This is a genomic window from Prauserella sp. PE36 (assembly GCF_003311655.1).
Lineage (GTDB): Bacteria > Actinomycetota > Actinomycetes > Mycobacteriales > Pseudonocardiaceae > Prauserella_A > Prauserella_A endophytica.
In genome coordinates this window covers 33,199-56,449 of sequence record NZ_QEQT01000028.1, presented here as the reverse complement: position 1 = coordinate 56,449, position 23,251 = coordinate 33,199, and the positions used below count along the sequence as shown (strand labels likewise).

19 protein-coding genes are annotated in these 23,251 nt (G+C 72.1%); 11 read left to right on the top strand and 8 right to left on the bottom strand.

Annotated elements, in window-relative coordinates:
• The 6 genes from DI005_RS01500 to DI005_RS01475 all read left to right on the top strand — a co-directional run.
• Nucleotides 1-1,575: glutamate synthase-related protein (locus DI005_RS01500; RefSeq protein ID WP_233519945.1), on the top strand; the 1,575-nt coding region annotated here is incomplete at its 5' end.
• The gene (locus DI005_RS01495) at nt 1,568-3,076 is read left to right on the top strand and encodes a glutamate synthase subunit beta (RefSeq protein WP_112272685.1); all 1,509 of its coding nucleotides are present in this window, start codon (nt 1,568-1,570) and stop codon (nt 3,074-3,076) included. The genes DI005_RS01500 and DI005_RS01495, both read left to right, overlap by 8 nt.
• Before the next feature lie 225 nt (nt 3,077-3,301).
• The gene (locus tag DI005_RS01490) at nt 3,302-4,240 is read left to right on the top strand and encodes a serine protease (RefSeq protein WP_112273210.1); all 939 of its coding nucleotides are present in this window, start codon (nt 3,302-3,304) and stop codon (nt 4,238-4,240) included.
• A gap of 60 nt (nt 4,241-4,300) precedes the next feature.
• A complete protein-coding gene (locus DI005_RS01485; protein ID WP_113641046.1) occupies nt 4,301-5,923 on the top strand; it encodes a LuxR family transcriptional regulator in 1,623 nt (540 codons plus the stop codon).
• Nucleotides 5,924-6,038: 115 nt separating this feature from the next.
• A complete protein-coding gene (locus DI005_RS01480) occupies nt 6,039-7,175 on the top strand; it encodes an NAD(P)/FAD-dependent oxidoreductase (RefSeq protein WP_112272682.1) in 1,137 nt (378 codons plus the stop codon).
• Complete coding sequence (locus tag DI005_RS01475) at nt 7,147-8,550, top strand: class II 3-deoxy-7-phosphoheptulonate synthase (RefSeq protein WP_113641045.1); 1,404 nt, start codon at nt 7,147-7,149, stop codon at nt 8,548-8,550. Before DI005_RS01480 ends, DI005_RS01475 begins: the two co-directional genes overlap by 29 nt.
• A gap of 6 nt (nt 8,551-8,556) precedes the next feature.
• Here the strand turns inward: DI005_RS01475 and DI005_RS01470 are convergent, their stop codons facing one another.
• Together DI005_RS01470 and DI005_RS01465 are read right to left on the bottom strand one after the other, a co-directional pair.
• Nucleotides 8,557-9,876 carry a wax ester/triacylglycerol synthase family O-acyltransferase gene (locus DI005_RS01470; RefSeq protein ID WP_112272678.1) on the bottom strand — a complete coding sequence of 440 codons (1,320 nt, stop codon included), beginning with the start codon at nt 9,874-9,876 and terminating at the stop codon, nt 8,557-8,559.
• A 328-nt stretch (nt 9,877-10,204) separates the two neighbouring features.
• Entirely contained in the window at nt 10,205-12,172 is a 1,968-nt protein-coding gene (locus DI005_RS01465) for a Stk1 family PASTA domain-containing Ser/Thr kinase (RefSeq protein ID WP_113641044.1), read from the bottom strand.
• 117 nt (nt 12,173-12,289) lie between these two features.
• On the opposite strand from DI005_RS01465, the gene DI005_RS01460 reads away from it, so the two are divergent.
• Nucleotides 12,290-12,658: an Rv2175c family DNA-binding protein gene (locus tag DI005_RS01460; protein ID WP_112272674.1), complete on the top strand. Its 369-nt coding sequence runs from the start codon at nt 12,290-12,292 to the stop codon at nt 12,656-12,658.
• Here DI005_RS01460 and DI005_RS01455 read toward each other — a convergent pair.
• Entirely contained in the window at nt 12,627-13,811 is a 1,185-nt protein-coding gene (locus tag DI005_RS01455; RefSeq protein WP_199542438.1) for an MFS transporter, read from the bottom strand. The genes DI005_RS01460 and DI005_RS01455 overlap by 32 nt on opposite strands.
• Nucleotides 13,812-13,834: 23 nt before the next feature.
• On the opposite strand from DI005_RS01455, the gene DI005_RS01450 reads away from it, so the two are divergent.
• Entirely contained in the window at nt 13,835-14,350 is a 516-nt protein-coding gene (locus DI005_RS01450) for a CGNR zinc finger domain-containing protein (protein ID WP_112272670.1), read from the top strand.
• 138 nt (nt 14,351-14,488) lie between these two features.
• On the opposite strand, the gene DI005_RS01445 is transcribed toward DI005_RS01450, so the two are convergent.
• From DI005_RS01445 to DI005_RS01430, 4 genes are read right to left on the bottom strand one after another with little or no spacing between them, the layout of a single operon-like run.
• Entirely contained in the window at nt 14,489-15,274 is a 786-nt protein-coding gene (locus tag DI005_RS01445; RefSeq protein WP_112272668.1) for an LLM class F420-dependent oxidoreductase, read from the bottom strand.
• Nucleotides 15,271-16,149: a phytoene/squalene synthase family protein gene (locus DI005_RS01440; protein WP_112272666.1), complete on the bottom strand. Its 879-nt coding sequence runs from the start codon at nt 16,147-16,149 to the stop codon at nt 15,271-15,273. Before DI005_RS01440 ends, DI005_RS01445 begins: the two co-directional genes overlap by 4 nt.
• Nucleotides 16,146-17,633 carry a phytoene desaturase family protein gene (gene crtI / locus DI005_RS01435; protein ID WP_113641042.1) on the bottom strand — a complete coding sequence of 496 codons (1,488 nt, stop codon included), beginning with the start codon at nt 17,631-17,633 and terminating at the stop codon, nt 16,146-16,148. The genes DI005_RS01440 and crtI overlap by 4 nt, the downstream gene beginning before the upstream one ends.
• Nucleotides 17,634-17,690: 57 nt before the next feature.
• Entirely contained in the window at nt 17,691-18,782 is a 1,092-nt protein-coding gene (locus tag DI005_RS01430) for a polyprenyl synthetase family protein (protein ID WP_113641041.1), read from the bottom strand.
• A 45-nt stretch (nt 18,783-18,827) separates the two neighbouring features.
• Between DI005_RS01430 and DI005_RS01425 the strand changes: the two genes are divergently transcribed.
• The 3 genes from DI005_RS01425 to DI005_RS01415 all read left to right on the top strand — a co-directional run bounded on the left by DI005_RS01425 (nt 18,828) and on the right by DI005_RS01415 (nt 22,629).
• Nucleotides 18,828-19,712, top strand: coding sequence for a methylenetetrahydrofolate reductase (locus tag DI005_RS01425; protein WP_112272659.1), 885 nt, complete (start codon nt 18,828-18,830; stop codon nt 19,710-19,712).
• An 18-nt stretch (nt 19,713-19,730) separates the two neighbouring features.
• A complete protein-coding gene (locus tag DI005_RS01420) occupies nt 19,731-21,398 on the top strand; it encodes a DUF885 domain-containing protein (protein ID WP_113641040.1) in 1,668 nt (555 codons plus the stop codon).
• 328 nt (nt 21,399-21,726) lie between these two features.
• Nucleotides 21,727-22,629, top strand: a complete 903-nt coding sequence (locus DI005_RS01415) for a DMT family transporter (RefSeq protein WP_112272655.1) — start codon at nt 21,727-21,729, stop codon at nt 22,627-22,629.
• On the opposite strand, the gene DI005_RS01410 is transcribed toward DI005_RS01415, so the two are convergent.
• Nucleotides 22,608-23,198: an AAA family ATPase gene (locus DI005_RS01410; protein ID WP_233519943.1), complete on the bottom strand. Its 591-nt coding sequence runs from the start codon at nt 23,196-23,198 to the stop codon at nt 22,608-22,610. The genes DI005_RS01415 and DI005_RS01410 overlap by 22 nt on opposite strands.
• Nucleotides 23,199-23,251 lie beyond the last annotated feature (53 nt).

Genomic DNA, 23,251 nt, shown 5'->3' with positions numbered 1-23,251 from the left:
CTGATCTCCCCGCCGCCGCACCACGACATCTATTCGATCGAGGACCTTGCGCAGCTGATCCACGATCTGAAGAACGCCAACGAGCGGGCCCGCGTCCACGTGAAGCTCGTCAGCTCGCTCGGCGTCGGCACGGTCGCGGCCGGTGTCTCGAAGGCCCACGCCGACGTGGTGCTCATCTCCGGGCACGACGGCGGCACCGGGGCCTCGCCGTTGAACTCGCTCAAGCACGCGGGAACGCCGTGGGAGATCGGGCTCGCCGAGACGCAGCAGACGCTGCTGCTCAACGGGCTACGCGACCGGATCACCGTGCAGGTGGACGGCGCCATGAAGACGGGCCGCGACGTGGTGGTCGCGGCGCTGCTGGGCGCCGAGGAGTACGGCTTCGCCACCGCTCCGCTCGTGGTCGCGGGCTGCATCATGATGCGCGTGTGTCACCTCGACACGTGCCCGGTGGGCGTCGCCACGCAGAATCCGGATCTACGCAAGCGCTACACCGGTCAGGCCGAGCACGTGGTGAACTACTTCCGCTTCGTGGCGCAGGAGGTCCGGGAACTGCTGGCGGAGCTGGGTTTCCGCACGCTCGACGAGGCGATCGGCCGCGCGGACGTGCTCGACGTCGACGAGGCCGTCGACCACTGGAAGGCGCGAGGACTCGACCTCACGCCGGTGTTCGCGGTGCCCACCGACACGCCGTACGGCGGGGCGCGGCGCAAGGTGCGCGAGCAGGACCACGGCCTCGAGCACGCGCTCGACCGCACGCTGATCCAGCTCGCGGAGGCGTCGCTGGAGGACGCGCACCCCGTGCGGCTGGAGCTGCCGGTCCGCAACGTCAACCGCACGGTCGGCACGCTGCTCGGCTCGGAGATCACGCGCCGCTACGGCAGCGCGGGCCTTCCGGACGACACGATCCACGTGCTGCTGACGGGTTCGGCGGGGCAGTCACTGGGCGCGTTCCTGCCGCCGGGCGTCACGCTGGACATGGTCGGTGACGCCAACGACTACGTCGGCAAGGGCCTGTCCGGCGGGCGGGTGATCGTCCGCCCCCATCCGGAGTCGCCGTTCGCGGCGGAGGGTCAGGTCATCGCGGGCAACACCATCGCGTACGGCGCGACGAGCGGTGAGCTGTTCATCCGCGGCCAGGTGGGCGAGCGGTTCTGCGTGCGCAACTCGGGCGCGCTGGCCGTCGCCGAGGGCGTTGGCGATCACGCGTTCGAGTACATGACCGGCGGCCGTGCCGTGGTCCTCGGCCGCACGGGCCGCAACCTCGCGGCGGGCATGTCCGGCGGCCTCGCCTACGTGCTCGACCTCGACGAGCGGCAGGTCAACCTCGGCATGGTGGAGCTGCTCACGCCCGAGGCCGATGAGCTGGCGTGGCTCAAGAAGATCGTCACGAGGCACCACGAGCTGACGCGCTCGGCGGTGGCGGCGTCGCTGCTGGGCGACTGGCCGCGCCGCTCGGCGTCGTTCACCAAGGTGATGCCGCGTGACTACAAACGAGTTCTGGAGGCCACCAAGGCCGCGCGTGCGGCGGGCCGTGACGTGGACGAGGCGATCATGGAGGCGGCTCGTGGCTGACCCGACGGGCTTTCTGAAGTACGAGCGCGCCGAGCCGCCGAAGCGGCCGAAGGACGAGCGAGTCCACGACTGGCAGGAGGTCTACGCCGACCTCGGCCAGGAGGAACGCAACCGCGCCGTGCGCACGCAGGCCAGCCGCTGCATGGACTGCGGCATCCCGTTCTGCCACTCCGGCAGCGCGGGCTGCCCGCTCGGCAACCTCATCCCCGAGTGGAACGACCTTGTGCGCCGGGGCGACTGGGCGGAGGCCAGCGAGCGGCTGCACGCCACCAACAACTTCCCGGAGTTCACCGGGAAGCTGTGCCCCGCGCCGTGCGAGGCGGGCTGCGTGCTGTCGATCTCGCCCGCGTCCGGTGGCCCGGTGGCGATCAAGCGCGTCGAGGAGACGATTTCGGCGCAGGCGTGGGAATCCGGCTACGTGCAGCCGCAGCAGGCGACGGTCTCGACCGGGCAGCGGGTGGCGGTCGTCGGGTCCGGCCCGGCCGGGCTGGCGGCGGCGCAGCAGCTCACCCGCGCCGGGCACGAGGTGACCGTGTTCGAGCGCGACGACCGGCTCGGCGGCCTGCTCCGCTACGGCATCCCCGAGTTCAAGATGGAGAAGAAGGTCCTCGACCGCAGGCTCGCGCAGCTGCGGAAGGAGGGCACCACGTTCGTCACCGGCTGCGAGGTCGGGGTCGACCTCACCGTCGAGGAGCTGCGGGAGCGCTACGACGCGGTGGTGCTCGCGGTCGGCGCGCTCCGGGGCCGGGACGACACGACCACGCCGGGGAGGGATCTCAAGGGCATCCACCTGGCGATGGAACACCTGGTGCCCGCCAACCGGCAGTGTGAGGGCGACGGCCCGCCCGCCATCGAGGCGGCCGGCAAGCACGTCGTGATCATCGGCGGTGGCGACACGGGCGCCGACAGCTACGGCACCGCGATCCGCCAGGGCGCGCTCTCGGTGACACAGCTCGACCAGTACCCGCAGCCACCGTCCACACGCGACGACGACCGCTCGCCGTGGCCGACTTGGCCGTACATCCTGCGCACCTACCCGGTGCACGAGGAGACGGGCGAACGGCGCTTCGCCGTGGCGGTGAAGCGGTTCGTCGGCGACGAGGACGGCAACGTGCGGGCCATCGAGCTGCACAAGGTGCGCGTGGAGAAGGACCCGGAGACCGGGCGCCGCGAGGTGGTGCCCACGTCCGAGGAGGTCGAGGAGCTGCCTGCCGATCTCGTGCTCTTCGCGATCGGGTTCGAGGGCGTCGAGCACATGCGGCTGATTGACGACCTCGGCCTGAAGCTGACCAGGCGCGGCACGCTCTCGTGCGGCTCCGACTGGCAGACCGAGGCGCCGGGCGTGTTCGTGTGCGGTGACGCCCACCGCGGCGCCTCGCTCGTGGTGTGGGCGATCGCGGAGGGCCGGTCCGTGGCCAACGCGGTGGACACCTACCTCACGGGCGCCTCGGACCTCCCGAGCCCCGTCCACCCGACAGCACTGCCACTCGCGGTGGTCTGACCCGGCCGACTGCAGTGAAGGCCACCTTGCCTGCGTTCAACGCAGGCAAGGTGGCCTTCACTGCAGCTGGGCACCGCGCAGCACGCCGTTGCGTCACCCTTCACCAGACCTCTCCGGATTGGGCCAAGCGGCGGTACACACCTAGGCCCGCTCGGGCGAACCTGGCCTACGCAGCTGTGGTTGCCAATTCACGATCCGTGATGACGGAGGATGTGGGAGGGCGTCATGAGGCGAGGGCTGGCGCGGTCGGCGATGGTGGTGGCCGCGAGCGCGGTGGCGGTGGCGGCCTTCGCCACCCCGGCCGCAGCGCAGCAGACGGATGTGGCGGTACACGCGCTCGACGGCACCGCGAGCGAGGCCACCGAACACTGGACCGCCGACCGCATGCGGGCGGCGATTCCCATGGACGACCTGCTCGACAAGACGGTCTCGGCGGTCGCCGACGTCGCGCGCGGCGCGCCGACGGTGATCCGCCCGCAGGCCGCGAACAGCACCGGGGAGCCGTGGACCGGTGGCGGCGAGGTCACCGAGACCGCGGGCCGGGTCTTCTTCGACTTCAACGGCTCACCCGCGTCGTGCAGCGGAAACGCCGTCACGAGCGCCAACCGCAGCGTCGTGCTGACGGCGGGCCACTGCGTGAAGTACGAGGGCACCTGGCACACCAACTGGATCTTCGTGCCCGGCTACGACAACGGCAACGCGCCCTTCGGTGAGTGGGCCGCGAGCCAGACGCTGACCACGCCGCAATGGGAGGCCGGCGAGGACATCAACTACGACGTGGGCGCCGCTGTCGTCGAACCCCTCGACGGCAACCACCTCACCGACGTGGTGGGGGCGCAGGGCGTCGCGTTCAACACCGAGCGCGGCCAGGACATGTACTCCTTCGGCTACCCGGCGGCCGAGCCCTACGACGGCGAGTCGCTGACCTACTGCAGCGGCGCGACGTTCACCGATCCGTTCTTCAGCGAGGACTACGGAATGCGCTGCGACATGACGGGCGGCTCCAGCGGCGGTCCGTGGTTCCTCGGCTTCGACGAGGCGACCGGGCTCGGCGTGCAGGCCTCCGTGAACAGCTTCGGCTACACGTTCCTGCCCGGCTACATGTTCGGCCCGTACTTCGGCAGCGACGCACAGTCGCTCTACGAAACAGCGCAGGTCGCGTAGCAGGGCCGGTGCCTTCCCAAGCCTCCCGCCGTGAGGTCCAATAGACGGCGGGAGGCCCCAATGGCGACGGCCACGGAACTCGGACGCGCCCGGCAGTGCTTCGAGCGGCACGACTGGCGGGACGCCTTCACGCGGCTGTCGACCGCCGATGCGGAGGAGCCCCTCGAACCCGAGGACCTGGCGCGCCTTGCGGCCGCCGCGTTCCTGCTCGGCCACGACGCCGAGAGCTACCGGGCGGGCGAGCGGGCGTTCCACGAGTACCTGCGCCTCGGCGACGCGGAGCGGGCGGCGTGGAGCGCGTTCTGGCTCGCGCTGCGACTGCTGCTGCGCGGTGAGCTGGCCCGCAGCGGCGGGTGGTTCGCGCGGGCGCAGCGGATCGTCGACGACGGCGACCTCGACTGCGTCACGCGGGGTTACCTGCTCACCGCGACCGGGATCAGGTCCGCACAGGGCGAGGACTTTCTCACGGCGTACGACCTGTTCACCGCCGCCGTCGAGATCGGAGCCCGGTTCGGCGACGCCGACCTGGTGGCGATGGCCCGGCACGGCCAGGGCCGCGCCATGATCGGCATGGGGGACGCCGTCGCCGGGCTCTCGCTGCTCGACGAGGTGATGGCGGAGGTCACCGCGGGCGAGCTGTCCGCGATACCGGCCGGGATGATCTATTGCAGTGTCATCGAGGTCTGCCAGGAGGTCGCCGACCTGCGCAGGGCGCAGGAGTGGACGGCGGCGCTCAGCGCGTGGTGCGCCGCGCAGCCCGGCCTGGTGCCGTTCCGCGGGCAGTGTCTCGTGCACCGCACCGAGGTTCTGCGCCTGCGGGGCGCGTGGGCCGAGGCGCTCGCCGAGATCGAGCGCGCGTGCCTGCGTCTCGCCGACCCGCCTGGCCAGCCCGCGCTCGGCCTCGCCCTCTACCAGCAGGCCGAGCTGCACCGGCTGCGTGGCGAGCTGCAGCTGGCCGAGCAGCGCTACGGCGAGGCGAGCGAGCGGGGCTACCCGCCGCAGCCGGGGCTCGCGCTGCTGCGGCTCGCGCAGGGCCGCACCGCCGCGGCGGTGGCCGCGATCCGGCACGCCGCCGACGGGACGCTGCCGCCTCGGCAGCGGGCCCTCACGCTCGCGGCGCGGGTCGAGATCATGCTCGCGGCGGGCGACACGGCCTCGGCGGGCACGGCCGGGAACGCGCTGGCCGGTCTGGCCGCCGTTCACGACGCGTCGTTGCTGCGCGCGCTGTCGGCACACGCCGAGGGAGCTCTCCGGCTCGCGGACGGCGATCCGGTGGCAGCGGTCGGGTCGCTGCGCGCGGCGTGCCGGCTCTGGGCCGAGGTCGACGCGCCCTACGAGGGCGCCCGTTCGCACATCCTGCTCGGCCTGGCCTTCCGCGGGCTCGGCGACGACGACACCGCGCGGTTCGAACTGGACGCCGCGCGGCGCACACTGCTCCAGCTCGGGGCCGCCCCCGGCGTCGCGGGGCTGAGGGAACCCGCTCCGGCGGCCTGCGAGCTGACCGGCCGTGAGCTGCAGGTGCTCGCACTGGTCGCGGCTGGCCGCTCCAACCGCGAGATCGCGGGGGAGCTGGTGATCAGCGAGCACACGGTGCGGCGGCACCTGCAGAACGCCTTCGCGAAGCTGGGGGTGTCCTCCCGCGCCGCCGCGACGACCTACGTGGTGCAGCACCACCTGGTGTGAGCGGGTGGCACGAACGGACCATGCCCGCACCGCCCGTTTTGGTACACGCGTGCGATGCCGTGCCGTGCTCGCCGTCCGTAGCGTCGAGCGATCCACAACGGGTGAGGAGGACATCATGACCGAGGCGAACGGCACCCGGCGCATCGAGACGGTGATCATCGGCGCGGGCCAGTCCGGGCTCTCCACCGGGTACCACCTCGCGAAGCGCGAGCGTGACTTCGTGATCCTGGACGCCAACGCGCGGGTCGGGGACAACTGGCGCTGTCACTGGGACACGCTGCGGCTCTACAGCCCGGCGCGCATGGAGGGCCTGCCCGGCATGCGGTTCCCGGCGCCGAGAATGGCCTACCCGACCAAGGACGAGATGGCCGACTACCTCGAGTCCTACGCGACGACGTTCGACCTTCCGGTGCGCACGGGCGTCACGGTGACGGGGCTGTCGCGTGTGGACGGCGAGTACGTGGTGCGGACGAACGGGCCGTCGTACGTGTGCGACAACGTCGTCGTGGCCTCGGGCACCTTCGGCAGGACGCCGTACGTGCCGGACTTCGCGGCCGGACTCGACCCGGCGATCCGGCAGCTGCACTCCAGCGAGTACAAGAACCCCTCCGGGCTGCTGCCTGGCGGAGTGCTCGTGGTCGGGGCCTCCCACTCTGGCGGCGACATCGCGTACGAGGTCGCGAAGGCGGGACATCCCACGGTGCTCAGCGGCCACATCAACGGCGAGCTGCCGTTCGACATCAACCGCAGGCCCGCGTACGCGATCGCGCCCGTGTTGTTCTTCCTCGCCCAGCACGTGCTCACCCTGCGCACGCCGATCGGGCGCAAGCTGCGCGAGGAGATCAGGCACCACGGCGGGCCGCTGATCAGGGTGAAGCGGGCCGACCTCGTGGCGGCAGGGGCGGAACTCGCCGAGGACCGCACGGTCGGCGTGCGGGACGGCAGGCCGATGCTCGCCGACGGGCGTGTGCTCGACGTCACCAACGTCGTGTGGTGCACGGGCTTCCGGCAGGACTTCTCGTGGATCGATCTGCCCGTGATCGGCGACGACGGGTGGCCGCTCGAGCAGCGGGGCGTCGTGTCCTCGGCTCCGGGGCTGTACTTCACGGGGCTGGCGTTCCAGTACGCGTTCTCGTCCATGCTGGTCGGCGGCGCGGGCCGCGACGCCGAGTACGTGGTCAGGCACATGCTGTCCCGGAAGAGGGCGCCGCTGGCCGCTTCGTATGCTGGAGGCCGTGAACTGGACAGTTGACGTCCCCATCGACACCCTGCCCTCGCTGCCGCCGCTGCCCGCGGACCTGCGCGCCCGCCTCGACGACGCGCTCGCCCGCCCGGCGGCGCAGCAGCCCGAATGGCCCGACCGCGACATCCTCGGCCGGGTCAGGGCCGTGCTCGAGAGTGTGCCGCCCATCACCGTGCCCGCCGAGATCGACCGGCTGCGCAGCCGGCTCGCGATGGTCGCGCACGGCGAGGCGTTCCTGCTCCAGGGCGGGGACTGCGCGGAGACGTTCGAGTCCAACACCGAGCCCCACATCAGGGCCAACCTGCGCACGCTGCTGCAGATGGCCGTGGTGCTGACCTACGGCGCGAGCCTGCCGGTGGTGAAGGTCGGCCGCATCGCCGGCCAGTACGCCAAGCCGAGGTCCAACTCCACCGACGCGCTTGGCCTGCCGGTGTACCGGGGGGACATCGTCAACTCGCTGGTCGCGGAGCCGGAGCTGCGGGTGCCGGACCCCGGCCGCATGATCAGGGCCTACGCCAACTCGGGCGCCGCGATGAACCTGATGCGCGCGCTGACCGGGGCGGGCATGGCCGACCTTGCGCAGGTGCACGACTGGAACAAGGACTTCGTGCGCACCTCGCCCGCCGGTGAGCGGTACGAGGCGCTGGCCTCCGAGATCGACCGCGGCCTTCGCTTCATGTCGGCGTGTGGCGTGAGCGACAGCTCGCTGCACTCCACCGAGATCTTCGCCAGCCACGAGGCCCTGCTGCTCGACTACGAGCGGGCGATGCTGCGGCTCGACAACCCCGGCTCGCCGGACGCGAAGCTCTACAACCTCTCGTCCCACTTCCTCTGGATCGGGGAGCGCACGCGGCAGCTCGACGGCGCGCACATCGCCTTCGCCGAGCTGCTGGCCAACCCGATCGGGCTCAAGATCGGCCCGACCACCACGCCCGAGCAGGCCGTCGAGTACGTCGAGCGGCTCGACCCGCGCAACGAGCCCGGCAGGCTCACGCTCATCTCGCGCATGGGCAACGGCAAGGTCCGCGAGGTGCTCCCGACGATCGTGGAGAAGGTCGAGAGCTCCGGGCACAAGGTCATCTGGCAGTGCGACCCGATGCACGGCAACACCCACGAGTCGTCCAACGGCTACAAGACCAGGCACTTCGACCGCATCGTCGACGAGGTCCAGGGCTTCTTCGAGGTGCACCACCGCCTGGGCACCTACCCCGGCGGCATCCACGTCGAGCTGACCGGCGAGGACGTCACCGAGTGTCTCGGCGGCGCGCAGGAGATCTCCGACCTCGACCTCTCCGGCCGGTACGAGACCGCGTGCGACCCCAGGCTCAACACCCAGCAGTCGCTGGAGCTGGCGTTCCTGGTCGCGGAGATGCTGCGCGCCTGAGCGGGCTCAGAGACTGCGCTGGTACAGGCCGGCCAGTGACTTGGTGACGGCGTCGGCGAGCGAGCCGACGTCGGGCACCGCCTGCCCGTTGGCCTGGAGTCCGATGTGGAGCGAGTTGCGGTAGGTGCTCAATGCGATGCCCACCGACTGGTGCGGGGCGAGCGGAACGAAGGGGTAGACCTCCCTCAGCCGGGCTCCGTTCAGTGACATGGGGATTCCGGGCAGCGGCACGTTGGTGACGACGGTGTCGAACAGCAGGGGCGCCGCCCGGCCCGCCATCTTCGTCGCGATGCGGTGCACCCCGGAGGGCACCTGGCTCGCGAGGATCGGGATCGCACCGGCCCCGCGCGCGGGCCCGGCCTGCTTGTTGCGCTCCATCGCCGCCCGGACCGCCCGCAGCCGGTCGACCGGGTCGTCCAGCTCGACCGGCAGGTCGCACAGGTAACCGGAGAGGACGTTGCCGCCCGCGTGCTCGGCCTCCCGCCCGCGCAGGCTCACCGGGATCAGCGCACGCAGGGAGCGGGCGTCGGCGCGCTGCCCACGGTTGATCATCCAGTCGCGCAGCGCGCCGGCCAGCACCGCCAGCACGACGTCATTGTTGGTGCCCCCGTGCGCCTTGCGGATCACCCGGATGTCGGCGAGGTCGATGCGCACCAGCCCGATGCGGCGGGTCGCGGCGTTCATGGTCGCCGTGGGCGAGATCGGGTACGGGCGGGCCGCGCGCAGCACCGCGCTCGCGATGCCCGCCGACGCCTTCGCCTGGCTGATCGCCGCGGTGGCCCCGTCACGCAGCTCCCGCAGCGGCGACCTCGGCTCGGGAGCGCGCCGCCGGTGGTCGCGCTGCGCAGGCACGGACACCTCGTCGAGCAGCCCGAAGGCGAGTTCGACAGCGCCCGCGCCGTCCGTCAGCGCGTGGTGGAACTTCACGAGCAACGCGAACTCGCCGTCCGGCAGCCCGGTCACCAGTTGAAGATTCCACAATGGAGCGTCGAGGTCGAGCGGTTCGGCCATCCAGTGCGAGGCGAACTCGGCGAGCGGGTCCGGCTCGTAGAGGTCGCAGAGCTTGCTGACACCGATGTGGTTCACCGCGTCGAAACGTGGATCGTCCTCCCACTGGGCGCCGCCGAGCAGGGGCAGGCCGGAGCGGACCCGCCTGCGCAGCCTGGGTATCCCAGCCGCCCGTTCGGCCAGCAGGGCGACGATCTTCTCCGGGTCGAGCTCCCGTCGTGGTCGGAAAGTCGCTACCGCGCCCATGTGCATGGGCGTGTTCTCACCTTCCAGGCAGAGGAAGGCGACATCGAGTGCGCTGAGCCGGTCCACTGGCATCGGCGGTCTCTCCCCGCGAGTAGATCGCTTGTCGGTTGCCGTTGAGTAGTTCACCAGTCGTACATGTCGTGGGCGTGGTCGAAGTGTTACCGACCCGCTAACCCTTCGGTGACGTCGCCTGGCGTCGCGCGCACCCCGCAACGGTCACAGAATCTACGGCGAATTTCCCCCCGATGTCGAGGGGCCGACGTGATTTCCAGCCATTACGGCAACGAATACAAACCTTCGGGGGGCACGATCATTCAAGCGGGACAACAGGTTCCAGTATCCGGGTGCGCACGTGCGTTGCGCCCGAACGCGAATTTTCACACATATTTCAGATCGGGTATCACGGCACGATGGTGAGGTTGATCGTGGTGCCCTTCGGCACGAGGGTTCCCGGAGCGGGATCCTGCCCGATGACGAAGCTGAAGCCTCCCCGGCCCCCGTCGCTCGCCGAGAGCCCGGACTGGGACAGGATCTGCACGGCCTCCTCGCCGGAGCGGCCGAGCACCGACGGCACCTCGACGGCGTTGGAGACGTACACGCCCACGCGGTTGCCCGCCTCGATCGTCGCGCCGCCCGCCGGGTCGGTGCGGATCACGTGGCCCGTGGGCACGTCGCCGGAGAACTCCTCGCCCGCGTCGTAGGGCTGGAACCCGGCCGCGGTGAGCGTCTGGAACGCCTGGTCCCTGCTCATGCCAGCCACCGACGGCACCGGGGTCGGCGGCGGTCCCTTCGACACCACGATCGTCACGGCGTCGCCGATGTTGGCCTGGCTGCCGGGCTGTGGCGACACCGCCACCACCGCGCCCTCCGGCACCTCGGCGCTGTACTGGTCGGCGGCCTGGTCGCGTTTCGGCTCCAGCTGGACCGCCTTGATCGCCTGCTCGGCCTGCTGCACCGACGAGCCTGGCGGGATGTCCGGCACGACGGGCCTGCCGAGCGAGAGCACCACGGTCACCTCGTCGCCGAGCAGCGCCCGCGAGCCCTGCTCCGGGTCGCTGCGGATCACGGTGCCGCTCGGCACGGTGTTGTGCCGTTCCTCCGTGAACCGCGGCGTGAGCTCGGCCTGGCGGAGCACCTGTTCGGCACTGGCCCTGTCCATGCCCGCGACCTTGGGCACGTCCACGTAGCGGCCACCGGTGAACCACCAGACGCCCGCGCCGATGCCGCCCGCGACGAGCAGGCCCACCAGCACCCACAGCGTCACCCAAAGGCCGCGGCGCCTCGGCGGGCCGTCCTCCCGCGCGCCCGGTGACGGTGGCAGCGGCTGCTGCGTGTCGGCCTGATGAGCCATGCGGGGCAGCGCCTGTGTGCCGCGCGGGCCGCCGCCCGCCGGTGTCTGGACGGTCACGGCCTGGAACGCCGGCAGCGTCTTCTCCGCGTCCGGCACCTGCTCCTGCTCGCGTGGGGAGGACGGCACCACGACGGGCACGACGGGGATTCCCAGCTGGTTGCGGACCTCGGTCAGCTCGGCGAGGAACACGCCCGCGTCCTGCGGCCGCGCCTCGGGGTCACGGCGCGTGGCCCGCAGGACGAGGTCGTCGAGCGCGGGTGGCAGGTCTGCCCTTGCCAGGCTCGGCGCGGGCACGTCGTCGTTGACGTGCCGGTAGGCGACGGACAGCGCTGTGTCCGCGGTGTAGGGCACGCGGCCGGTGAGCATCTCGTACAGCAGGATCCCGGCCGAGTAGACGTCACCGCGCTCGCTCGCCGACCCGTCGGTGACCTGTTCGGGGGAGAGGTAGGCGACCGTGCCGAGGATGACGCTCGTGCTGGTGGTGCCCGCGCTGGCGACCGCGCGCACCAGGCCGAAGTCGCCGACCTTCACGACCCCGCCCGCGTTGCCGCCCTTGCCGATGAGCACGTTCTCCGGCTTGACGTCGCGGTGCACCAGCCCGGCCGCGTGCGCGGCGGCGAGCGCCGAGAGGACGTGCTCGGCGATCGTGAGGGCCAGCGGGAGGTCGAGCGCGCCGCGCTGGTCGAGCAGGTCACGCAGCGTGCCGCCGTCGACGAGCTCCATCACCAGGAACGCGCGCCGCTCCGGTCCCGCGGAGGTGTCGAAGCCCTGGTCGTGCACGGCGACCACGTGCGGGTGGTGCAGCCGCGCGGCCGAGCGGGCCTCACGCTCGAACCGGTCCACGAACGTGCGGTCGTCGGCGAACCGGGAGTCCATGATCTTGATCGCGACCGGGCGGTCCAGTCGCGTGTCGACACCCCGGTAGACCGAGGACATGCCGCCTCTGGCCAGCAGCCCGTCGACGCGGTACCGCCGATCGAGCAGCGTGCCGGTGAGGCCGGTTTCCGTGCGTGTCACAGGGCTGGATCCTACGGTCGGTGGCGTTGCCTCCGGCTACGGTGCCCCCGTTACGCCATTAGATTGGTCCTGCTCACCGAGGCTGTGTCTCTTGCCGCATGTGGCAAGGTAGTAGGCGTGAGTGCGATCCCTATCGCTGACGACGTGCTCGATGCCGAAGTGGCCGTACTCCCGGTGGCGGAGGTCGCAGGCGTGCTCGGGCTGTCGCTGAACAAGGTGCGGCAGATGTTGCGGGACGGGCAGCTGATCGCCGTCCGCAGAGATGGTGAGCTGGTCGTCCCCGCGGACTTCCTCGGCAAGGACGGCGTCATCAAGGGCCTCGCCGGAACCATCACGGTGCTTTCGGACTCCGGGTTCACCCGCACCGAGATGCTGCGGTGGCTCTTCTCGGAGGATGAGTCGCTGCCCGGCGTGACACCCATCAACGCGCTGCGCACGAGTCACGGCACCGAGGTCAAACGGCGCGCGCAGGCGATGGCTTTCTGACCGGGATGGACACATAGGTCAGCGCGGCCAGCGCCTGGAATCCCGCCGCGGTCAGCAGGCACGCCGTCGGCGACGCCGCGGCCACGGGGCCCGCGAGCGCGGAACCCGCCGCCAGACCGGTGATCTTGAGACTGGCGCCGGTGGTGAAGATCCGCGCCCGCAGGCCGTCGGGCGCCTCGCGGTGCCGGATCGCGAACAACGCCGTGAGCTGAGGACCCTCGCCGAGCCCGGCGACCGCCGCGGCCGCGACGACGAGCACGGCCGGTCCCGGCACGGTCGCGAGCAGCATGCCCGCGCCCAGCAGCGCCGTGCTCGCGAGCACGGCGCGGTCGGGACGGGCCAGCAGGCGGGGCGCTCTGGCCAGCACGGCGTTGGCCAGCAGCGCCGTCGCGGCGAGCACGCTCAGCAGCAGCGCGCCGAGGCCCGCGTCGCCGAACCGCTGCTCGCCGAGCAGCGGGGTCGCCACCAGCAGCATGCCGAACCCGGCGAACGACACCACCGACGTCGCCGTGGCCCGCAGCAGCGACCGGCTGGCCCCGATGGCCCGTATTCCGGCGAGCAGGTCGTGGAGTAGCCGAGTGCGCGGCGCGGGCTGCTGTGACGGCAATGCCAACGCCGCCGGGATCGCCGCGGCGACGAGCACGATCGCCGCCACCAGCGCCACCGGTGCGCCGAAGGCGCCGGCCAGCACGCCCGCGAGCGCGGGCCCTGCCAGGCTCGCTCCGCCGAACGTCATGGCGTCGAGCCCGTTCGCGCGCGGCAGGGTCCGCGCGTCGACGAGCCGGGGCAGCTGCGCGGTCCAGCCGCCCGAGAGGGCGGGGTTCAGCAACCCCGCGCCGAGGGCCACCGCCACCACGAGCGGGGTCGCGACCGTGCCCACTCCGGCGAGCACGATGGCCAGCCCGCCCGCGTAGCAGCCGAGCGCCGCCGCCAGCAGCATGCCGGGGCGGCGGCTGCGGTCCAGCACCGCGCCGAGCAGCGGACCGCCCACGGCCGCCGAGACCGTCAAGCCCGTGAGCAGGGCTGATCCGGTCTCGATCGAGCCGGTCGCCGCGAGCCCGAGCACGAGCAGGGCGGGGCCGGACAGCTCGTCACCGGTCCTGGCGACCGTGGCGCCGAGCAGATATCTCGCCATTGCGTAACGGCTCTTCACGCACAAGACGTTACACTGGTGGCATGCCGTTCGAGGGCGCGCAGCGGGCCGCCGACCTGGTGGCCGTGCTGCTTCGCGAGCCGGTCGGGACCGAGAACGTGGCGGCGGTGCTGCTCGACCACGGGGAGAAGGAGCCGCTCGGGCTCGGCGACGCCGACGTGGCGGCCATGCGGAAGGTCGCGCCCGAGCTGCACGCCGTGTTCGCCGCGACCAGCGTCGAGCAGGCTGCCGGACTGCTCAACGACCTGCTCGCCCGGTACGCCCATCCGCCGAGGCTCACCACCCACGGCGGCGAGCACGAGTGGCACGTGCATGTGGACAGTCGCGACGACGCACCGTGGGCGGAGTGGCTGGTGACGTCGTCGGCGCACGCGCTGGCGCTGCTGCTGGCGCAGCGGCAGCGCCAGCCGGGCGGGCTGTGCGCGTCGGCCGCGTGCGGACGGCCCTTCGCCGACCTCGGCGGCGGCAGCCCGCGCCGGTACTGCTCGGAGCGGTGCGCTACCCGCGAACGCGTCGCCGCGCACCGCCGTAAGGGCTGAGCGGCGTGCGGCACCGCCTGGCCCGCCTTGTTCGATTCCACGCAGGCAAGGTGGCCTTCACTGCGTTGAACGCAGGCAAGGTGGCCTTCACTGCGGTGTGACCGCGGTGTGAGGCTTCGTGCGCTTCGGAGGGTGTGGTCAGCCGTTCTGTGCGTCGCGCCAGGCGATCCACTTGCGCAGCGTGCTCAGGTCGTAGTCGGGGCCGCCCGTGGCGACCGTGAACATCGTGATGCCCAGCTCATGCAGCTTGGCGCCGGAGTCCTCCGGGTCGCCCCGCACGCCAACCGACCGCTCGATCTCGGCCGGGTCGCGGCCCACGTCGGCGCAGTGCCGGTCGAGGATCTCGAGCTTGCGCGCCGCGATCTCGACGTCGCCGAAGCCGTGCCAGATGTCCGCGTGCTTGGCCACCAGGCGCAGGGTCTTCTTCTCGCCGCCGCCACCGATCAGCACCGGAATCTCGCGGGTCGGAGCCGGGTTGAGCTTGGCGAGCCTGCTCTCGATGCGCGGCAGCGCGTCGGCGAGTTCGGCGAGCCTGCTTCCCGCGGTGCCGAACTCGTAGCCGTACTCGGTGTAGTCCTTTTCGAACCAGCCGGCGCCGATGCCGAGGATCAGCCTGCCGTCACTGATGTGGTCGACCGTGCGTGCCATGTCCGCCAGCAGCTCGGGGTTGCGATAGCTGTTGCACGTCACGAGCGCGCCGATCTGAACGCGCGACGTGGACTCCGCCCAGGCGCCCAGCATCGTCCAGCACTCGAAGTGCTTGCCGTCGGGATCACCGGAGAGCGGGTAGAAGTGGTCCCAGTTGAAGACGATGTCGACGCCGAGCTCCTCGGCCTCGGAAGCCGCGCGCCGGATGGTGGCGTAGTCGGCGTGCTGCGGCTGGAGTTGCAGTCCGATCCGAATGGGCCTCTTGGCTGTGGTCATACCCTCACCCTAGTCAGGAGCGCGCCGCCCGCGACCGCGATCCGCCGCCACCGCGGCACCGCCACGCGACGTCTCAGCACGTCGTAACCCGCGGTGACGATCTCGTCGAGGATGCCCTCGTACAGCGTGCACGCGGTGGCGACACAGGGCCGGGACTCCTTGCGGAGCAACGCGATCCCGGGCCGGGCGCGCCGGTAGACGGCGCGGTTGCGGGCCACGAGGGCCGCCAGCGCGCGGCGGATCCGCCGGTCGGTGCCGCCCGTGCGCGCGGACCATTCGAGCAGGTGACGGTCCACATCGAACGCGGTCAGCTCGGCCAGTGGCAGGTAGATCCGGCCGCGTGCGAGGTCCTCCCCGACATCGCGCAGGAAGTTCGTGAGCTGGAACGCCTCGCCGAGCGCGGCGGCGTACGGCGCGGCCTCCTCGCGGGGCGCCACGGTGCCCAGCACGGGCAGCATCTGCAGCCCGATCACGCAGGCCGAGCCGTACATGTACTCGTGCAGCGCCTCGTACGTCGCGTACTCGCGCACGTGCAGGTCCATCCGCATCGAGCGCAGGAACGCGGCGAACAGGGACCGGTCGATGCCGTAGCGAAGCACCGTGTCGGTCAGCGCGAGCAGCACCGGGTCGGCCGGTCGCTCCCCGGCGAACGCCCGGTCCAGCCGGGCCCCGAGGTCCGCGAGGCGGGACTCCGGGTCACTGCCGCGCGACGGGTTGTCCACGATCTCGTCGGCACACCGCGCGAAGCCGTACAGCGCGTGCGTGCCCGGCCGCGCGTCCGGCGGCAGCAGCCGGGTCGCCAGGTAGTACGTGCGCCCGTGGTGGGCGTTGATCCGGCGGCACTCGGCGTACGCGCTGCGCAGCTGCGCGGTCATCGCGCGCCCTTCGGCGGCGCGATCCGCGCGGCGGCGAGCCTGCCCGAGATCAGCACCGGAGGAATGCCGACTCCCGGTGTCGTCCCGCACCCCGCGAGCACGACGTTGTCAGCGCCCCGCACCAGGTTCGCGGGCCGGAACGGGCCGGTCTGCGCGAACGTGTGCGCCAGCGAGAACGGCGTGCCCGCGGCGAGCCCGCGTTCGGCCCAGTCGGCCGGCGTGACCAGCTCGGCGATCTCCAGCTCGCCCGCGACGCCGTCGAGCCCCCGCGCGGCCAGTGTGCGCAGCAGCTCGTCGCGGTAGGCGGGGCCGAGCCGCGCCCAGTCGAGCGGTCCCGTGTGCAGGTTCGGCGCGGGCGCCAGCACGGAGATCACCTGCTCGCCGTCGGCCGCGAGTCCGGGATCCGTCGCGGTGGGCCGGGTGACGAGCAGGGACGGATCGCTCATCAGCCTGCCTTCGCGGATGATCTCGGCGAACGTCCGCTCCCACTGCTCGCCGAAGAAGATCGTGTGGTGGGCGAGTCCCGGCCAGGTGCGCCCGCTGCGTCCGTGCAGCACCACCGCCGAGGGCGAGAACCGCAGCGGCAACGCGCGGCGGGGGCGGATGCCGAGCAGGCCGTACGCCGTGGTCAGCTCCGTGGCGAGCACCACCGCGTCGCACTCGACGCGGTCGCCGTGGCCGGTCCGCACCGCGCGCACGCGGGAGCCGACGCGCTCGAGCCATGCCGCCTGCGTGCCGAACCGCACCGTCGCACCGGCCTGCTCCGCGGCCTCGGTGAGCGCCCGCCCGACCGCGCCCATGCCGCCGCGCGGGTAGTACACGCCGCCCACGGTGTCCATGTAGGAAATGACGCCGTAGGCGCCCAGCGCGCGCATCGGGTCGAGCCCGGCGTAGAGCGACTGGAACGAGAACAGCCTGCGCACGCGGTCGTCCCGCAGGAACCGCCCGATCCGTGGGCCGAGCCTGCCGAAACCGCCGAGCGCGGCCAGCTTCGCCAGCTCCGGGCGCACCAGGTCCACCGGCGAGTCGAAGTTGCCGCCGATGAAGTGGTCCTTCTGCGCCGCGTACAGCGCGGTGAGCCAGCGCCGCAGCCGCCGGTATCCCTCGGCCTCCCCGGCGCCGGCCACGGCGCGGATCTCGGCCTCCATCGCGTCGGCGTCGGTGTGCAGGTGAATGGTGCTGCCGTCGGCGAAGTGCGCGCGGTAGGCCGGCTCGAGCCGTTCGAGCGTGAGCAGGTCGGCGGTGTCGCGGCCGACGGCGGCGAACGCCTCGTCGAGCAGCTCGGGCATCGTGAGCACGCTCGCGCCGGTGTCGATCGTGTAGCCCTGGTCGCGGTGCCCGCCGGCGCGCCCGCCCGGCCGGGGGTCGCGTTCCAGCAGGGTCACCTGCCTGCCCTGGCCCAGCAGGTGCAGGGTGGCGGAGAGCCCGGAGAGCCCGGCGCCCACCACGACGACCCGGTCGGTCGGCCCGGGAACCCTCCGCACTAGTGCCCCATCAGATCTGCGTCCACGGATGACCACACCCACCTTCCCTGACGGGCTCTAGTACTTCCTCTGCGTCGCAACGGCCGTCAACTCGGTCAGCTTCGACGCCGCCGGCTCGGCGAGGTCGATGCCGCGCAGCGTGGTCAGCGCGGCGTCGGTCAGCTCGTCGATGCGGCGCTCGACCTCCGCGACCGCACCGACATCGGTCAGCGCCTGCCGCACGATGTCCACGTCGGCACGTGTGAGATCGGGGTTGCCCACCGCGGCGGTGATCGCCTTGTGCTCCTGTTCCCGCTCCTGCTCGGCCGCAAACCGCAGCCCCAGCGCGAGCAGCAGCGTCCGCTTGCCCTCGCGCAGGTCGTCGCCCGCCGGCTTGCCGGTGACGGACGGGTCCCCGAAGACGCCGAGCATGTCGTCGCGCAGCTGGAACGCGACGCCGAGGTCGCGGCCGAACGCCATCAGCGGGTCGATCAGCTCCGGCCCCGCACCGGCGAGCGCGGCGCCGAGGTGCAGCGGCCGCTGCACGGTGTAGGCCGCGGTCTTGAGCCGGTCGATCCGCAGCGCCGCCTCCACCGACGCGTCGCCGGTCGCCTGCGTGTGCACGTCGAGGTACTGGCCGGCGAGCACCTCGGTGCGCATCGCGCGCCACGCGGGCCGCGCGGCGCGCAGCACCGGTGCGGGCAGCGGCGCCTCGGCGAACATGTCGTCGGCCCACGCGAGCGCGAGGTCGCCGATGAGCACGGCGGCCGCCAGCCCGAAGCTGTCCGGTGAGCCGAGCCAGCCCTCCTCGGCGTGCCTGCCCGCGAAGGCGACGTGCACGGTCGGGGAGCCGCGGCGGGAGTCGGAGGAGTCCAGCACGTCGTCGTGGATCAGCGCGCACGCCTGGATCAGCTCGAGGCTCGCCACCACCCGCAGCACGCCCTCGGCGTGGTCACCCGTGGGATCGCCGCCCGCGCCACGCCAGCTCCACCACGCGAACGTCGGGCGCAACCGCTTGCCCCCGCCGAGCACGAAGTCACTCAGCGCGTCCGTGGCGGGACCGAACGTGGGCTCGGTGTGCCCGATGGCCTCGCTCGCGTCCCGGAGGAAGTCGGCCAGCGCGGCGTTGACGTGCGCTGGCAGGTCTGCGTCGAAGGCGGGCTCACTCATGCCTCTATCGTCGCAGGTCGATACTCCGCCAGTAGCATGTGCGGCATGACGTCGGTGATCGAGCGACTGCGGGGCGACACTCCCGTTTTCTCAGTGGAGTTCTTCCCGCCCCGCGACGAGGCCGACGAGGCGGTGCTGTGGCGAGCGGTCCGCGAGCTGGAACAGCTCGACCCCGCCTACATGTCGATCACGTACGGCGCGGGCGGCTCGAGCCGCGACGGCACCATCCGCAGCATCGCCAGGGTCGCGACCGAGACCACCCTCGTGCCCATGGCGCACCTCACCGCCGTCAACCACTCCGTCGCCGAGCTGCGCAACGTCATCGGCTGGTACGCCGCCGTCGGCGTGCGCAACATCCTCGCCCTGCGCGGCGACCCGCCCGGCGACCCCTACGGCGAGTGGATTCCGCACCCGCAGGGGCTCAACTACGCCGAGGAGCTCGTAGAGCTCGTGCGCTCGCTCGGCGACTTCTGCGTCGGGGTGTCGGCCTTCCCCTACGGCCACCCCCGCTCGCCCGACCTCGACACCGACACCCGCTACCTGGTGCGGAAGTTCAAGGCGGGGGCGGACTTCGGCATCGCGCAGCTGTTCTTCGAGGCCGACGACTTCCTGCGGCTGCGCGACCGCGTGGCCGCCGCGGGCTGCGACAAGCTGCTCATCCCGGGCATCATGCCGCTGACCACGCCGAGGACGTTGCACAAGACCATCGAGCTGTCCGGTGTCGACGCCCCGCGCACGCTGCTCGACCGGCTCGAACCGCTCTCCGCCGACGCGAAGGCGTTCCGCGCCGAGGGCCTCGACGCCGTCACCGAGCTGTGCGAGCGGCTGCTCGCCGAAGGCGTTCCCGCGCTGCACTTCTACACGTTCAACCGCTCCAAGGCGACACGCGAGCTGGTGGGCAGGCTCGGACTGGTTCCGGCGCGCGCGTGAGGCGGTAGCGTGCCGCCCATGCGTGTGCACGAGATCTGCGACCAGTTCGTCGACGACATCGCCGCGGCCGACCCCGTCGCGGCGACGATGTTCGGCGTGGCGAGCTACGACGACCAGCTCACCGACTACTCCCCGGAGGGGCATGCCGCCCGCGCCTCGCTCGCGAAGCGGGCGCTGCGCGAGCTCGAGGCGGCGACCCCCGCCGACGACGGCGAGCGCGTGGCGAAAGCCGTGTTCCTCGAACGGATCGGCCTTGATGTGGAGGTCCACGAGGCCGGCCTGGACGTGGCGTCGCTGAACGTCATCGAGAGCCCCGTGCAGAACGTGCGGCAGGTCTTCGACCTCATGCCGAGCGAGACCACCGGGCACTGGGAGAACATCGCCGCGAGGATGGGCAAGGTTCCCGCAGCGCTCGACGGTGTCCGGGCCTCGCTGCTCGCCGCGGCCGAGGCGGGCAACGCGCCCGCGCTGCGGCAGATCGCCAAGGTCGCCGAGCAGGCCGAGGTGTGGGCGGGCCTGAGCGGGGGCTCGGGCTTCTTCGTGCCCCTCGCCGAAAGCGCCGGGGGCGTGCCGGATTCGCTGCGCGCGGAACTCGGCCGGGCCGCGCACGCCGCGCAGGAGGCCTACGCCGAGCTCGCCGGGTTCCTGCGGGCCGAGCTCGCCCCTGAGGCGCCCACGAAGGACGCCGTCGGTGAGGACGTCTACCGCCTGTGGTCGCGCTACTTCGTCGGCGCGAACCTGGACCTGCGCGCCGCCTACGACTGGGGGTGGGAGGAGTTCGCCCGCGTCGAGCGGGAGGCCAAGGAGGTGGCCGCGCGGATCGCGCCGGGCGCGTCGCTGGCCGGGGCCGCGCGGGCGCTCGACGAGGACGAACGTTACCGCGTGCGCGGGCAGCGCGGCTTCCAGGAGTGGATGCAGGGGCTCTCCGACGAGGCACTGAACTCGTTGCGAGGCAAGCACTTCGACATCCCCGACGAGCTCATGGCGCTCGACTGCCGCATCGCGCCGCCCGGCGGGGGCGTCGGCGCCTACTACAGCGGTCCCAACGAGGACTTCTCCCGGCCGGGCACCATGTGGTGGTCGGTGCCGCAGGACCGCGAGGACTTCTCCACCTGGCGCGAGGTCACCACCGTCTACCACGAGGGCGTGCCGGGGCACCACCTGCAGATCGCGACCGCCGTTCACCAGGCCGCCTCGCTGAACCGGTTCCAGCGGATGCTGGCATTCACCTCGGGCCACGCCGAGGGCTGGGCGCTGTACGCGGAACGGCTCATGCGCGACCTCGGCTACCTGGAGGACGACGGCAACCTGCTCGGCATGCTCGACGCGCACCTCTTCCGCGCCGCGCGCGTGGTGGTGGACATCGGCATGCACCTGGAGCTGGAGATCCCGGCGGGCACCGGCTTCCACGAGGGCGAGCGCTGGACGCCGGAACTGGGTCTGGAGTTCATGCTCACCAGGACCATCACCGACGCCGACCACGTGCGGGACGAGATCGACCGCTATCTCGGCTGGCCGGGCCAGGCGCCGTCGTACAAGCTCGGCGAGAAGCTGTGGCTGGACGCCCGCGACGAGGTGCGCGGGCGGCAGGGCTCCGCCTTCGACCTGCGGGACTTCCACATGCGGGCACTGCGCATGGGCGGCATGGGCCTCGACACCCTCCGCGAACAGCTCGCCCTGCTCTGACACCGTCCCCCCAAGGCCACCTTGGTTGCGCCCGCCCGTCTGCCCTCCACCGCCCAAACGGAGACGCTGACGCGCCACTGCGTCGATTCAACGCAACAAAGGTGGCCTTGGGTGCAGTCGGCGACTGTATGATCGGGCCCATGATTCACCGGGTCTTCCGCAGCACCCCGCCTCCGCGCTCCTGAGCGGGGCGTAGGCACGAAGCCACGCCGTGCGGCCTTCTCGTCGCCGCACGGTTTCTTTCTGCATCCATCCGGTAGCCGTTCCGGCTCCGGAGCACGCCCCGCGTCGTCGGCCCTCCCTTTCACTTCGACGTTGGAGCGTTCTCATGTCCGTTTCCGTTGCCGTGCGCGCCCGCGCCGGCTCGGTGAGCCTGGTCGTCGCCGGGGTGCTGTGGGGAACCGGCGGCCTCGCCGGTTCCCTCCTGTCCGAGCGAGCGGGGTTGCACCCGCTGGCCGTCGCCGCGTACCGGCTGCTGCTCGGCGGCGCCTTCGCGGTGCTGTTCCTCTGGGCGACCGGCAGGCTGCGCGCACTGCCGCGCACGCGAGCCGCCGCGGTGCGGCTGCTGCTCGCCGGTGTCCTGCTCGGCCTGTTCCAGGCGTGCTACTTCGCCGCCGTGTCGCTCACGTCCGTGAGCATCGCCACGATGACCACCATCGGCAGCGTCCCGGTGTTCGTGGCGCTCGCGACGGCGGTCGCCCGGCGGCGGGCGCCGCGGCTGCCGACCGTCCTTTCCATCGCGGGCGCGCTGCTCGGCCTCGTGCTGCTCAGGTGGTCGCCCGACGGCGCGGGCGAGGGCTGGGAGACGATCGCCGGCCTCGCCTTCGCGCTCGTGTCGGGAGCAGGGTTCGCAACGCTGACGCTCGTCACCCGCAATCCCGTCGAGGGCCTCGATCCCTTGCGCACCACCGCGTTCGGCTGCCTGCTCGGTGGCGTGGCGCTGCTGCCGGGCGCGCTGTGGTTCGGCGCGGCTGTCCCGTTGAGCGCGGACGTGCTCGCACTCGCGGTGTATCTGGGGGCCGTGCCGACGGCGCTGGCATACGCCGCGTACTTCCGTGGGCTCGAGCACTCCCATCCGGTGCTCGCCGCGCTGTCGGCGCTGCTCGAACCGCTGACGGCGGCCGTGCTGGCCGCGGTGCTGCTCGACGACCGCCTTGGCCTTGCCGGCTGGTGCGGCGCCGCGCTGCTGGTCGCCGCCATCGGGGTGAGCTACTGGCGGCCCGAGCGCTGACCGGCCGGGTGGCGCCTCCCCTGGGGGGCGTCCCCCGGCTCCGTGAGCACAAGCAGGCCCCGCCGGGTGACGGAGCGGTCGGTCACCGTCGCGCTGCGCCACCCGGCGGGCACCATGCCCGCCATCAGCCGGTCGCGCGTGCGCGGTGCGTGCCGCGCGTGCCGCGAGAACGACCAGCCGAGCAGCACGCGGCCCCGCCGGTGCTGTCCCTTCAGCGCCTCCTCGACGGTGCAGTCGATCCACAGCAGGTGCCTCGGCCGCCCTGTCAGCACGCCCAGCGCGACGAAGGCGGACCTCGCGAACGCGCCCGTCGCGGGGTCGTGCACGACGATCGTGTTCCGCGCGCGGGCGGCCACGGCGACGAGCCGGAGCACGTGCAGGACGTGGACGAGCGGCCGGTACCAGGAGTAGGGCGTCCCGGCCGGCAGAACGCGGCGGAGCAGGGAGCGCAGCTGATCGGTGTCCAGCACGGTGACGGGCGGGACGCTCTCGATGTCGCGCAGCAGTGTGCTCTTGCCCGCACCCGGCAGGCCGGCCACCACCACCAGTGCGTGGGGCTCGACGTGCATGGGGAAACGGTCGGGTGCGGTAAGGCTCATGCTCCGCCCAACGCGCCGCGGGT

What these genes read in the sequence shown, in the direction of transcription:
- DI005_RS01490 (WP_112273210.1), top strand. Translation starts at nt 3,302, where the DNA reads ATGAGGCGAGGGCTGGCGCGGTCGGCGATGGTGGTGGCCGCGAGCGCG.
- DI005_RS01485 (WP_113641046.1), top strand. Translation starts at nt 4,301, where the DNA reads ATGGCGACGGCCACGGAACTCGGACGCGCCCGGCAGTGCTTCGAGCGG.
- DI005_RS01480 (WP_112272682.1), top strand. Translation starts at nt 6,039, where the DNA reads ATGACCGAGGCGAACGGCACCCGGCGCATCGAGACGGTGATCATCGGC.
- DI005_RS01475 (WP_113641045.1), top strand. Translation starts at nt 7,147, where the DNA reads ATGCTGGAGGCCGTGAACTGGACAGTTGACGTCCCCATCGACACCCTG.
- DI005_RS01470 (WP_112272678.1), bottom strand. Translation starts at nt 9,876, where the DNA reads ATGCCAGTGGACCGGCTCAGCGCACTCGATGTCGCCTTCCTCTGCCTG.
- DI005_RS01450 (WP_112272670.1), top strand. Translation starts at nt 13,835, where the DNA reads ATGCCGTTCGAGGGCGCGCAGCGGGCCGCCGACCTGGTGGCCGTGCTG.
- DI005_RS01445 (WP_112272668.1), bottom strand. Translation starts at nt 15,274, where the DNA reads ATGACCACAGCCAAGAGGCCCATTCGGATCGGACTGCAACTCCAGCCG.
- DI005_RS01440 (WP_112272666.1), bottom strand. Translation starts at nt 16,149, where the DNA reads ATGACCGCGCAGCTGCGCAGCGCGTACGCCGAGTGCCGCCGGATCAAC.
- DI005_RS01430 (WP_113641041.1), bottom strand. Translation starts at nt 18,782, where the DNA reads ATGAGTGAGCCCGCCTTCGACGCAGACCTGCCAGCGCACGTCAACGCC.
- DI005_RS01425 (WP_112272659.1), top strand. Translation starts at nt 18,828, where the DNA reads ATGACGTCGGTGATCGAGCGACTGCGGGGCGACACTCCCGTTTTCTCA.
- DI005_RS01420 (WP_113641040.1), top strand. Translation starts at nt 19,731, where the DNA reads ATGCGTGTGCACGAGATCTGCGACCAGTTCGTCGACGACATCGCCGCG.
- DI005_RS01415 (WP_112272655.1), top strand. Translation starts at nt 21,727, where the DNA reads ATGTCCGTTTCCGTTGCCGTGCGCGCCCGCGCCGGCTCGGTGAGCCTG.
- DI005_RS01410 (WP_233519943.1), bottom strand. Translation starts at nt 23,198, where the DNA reads ATGCACGTCGAGCCCCACGCACTGGTGGTGGTGGCCGGCCTGCCGGGT.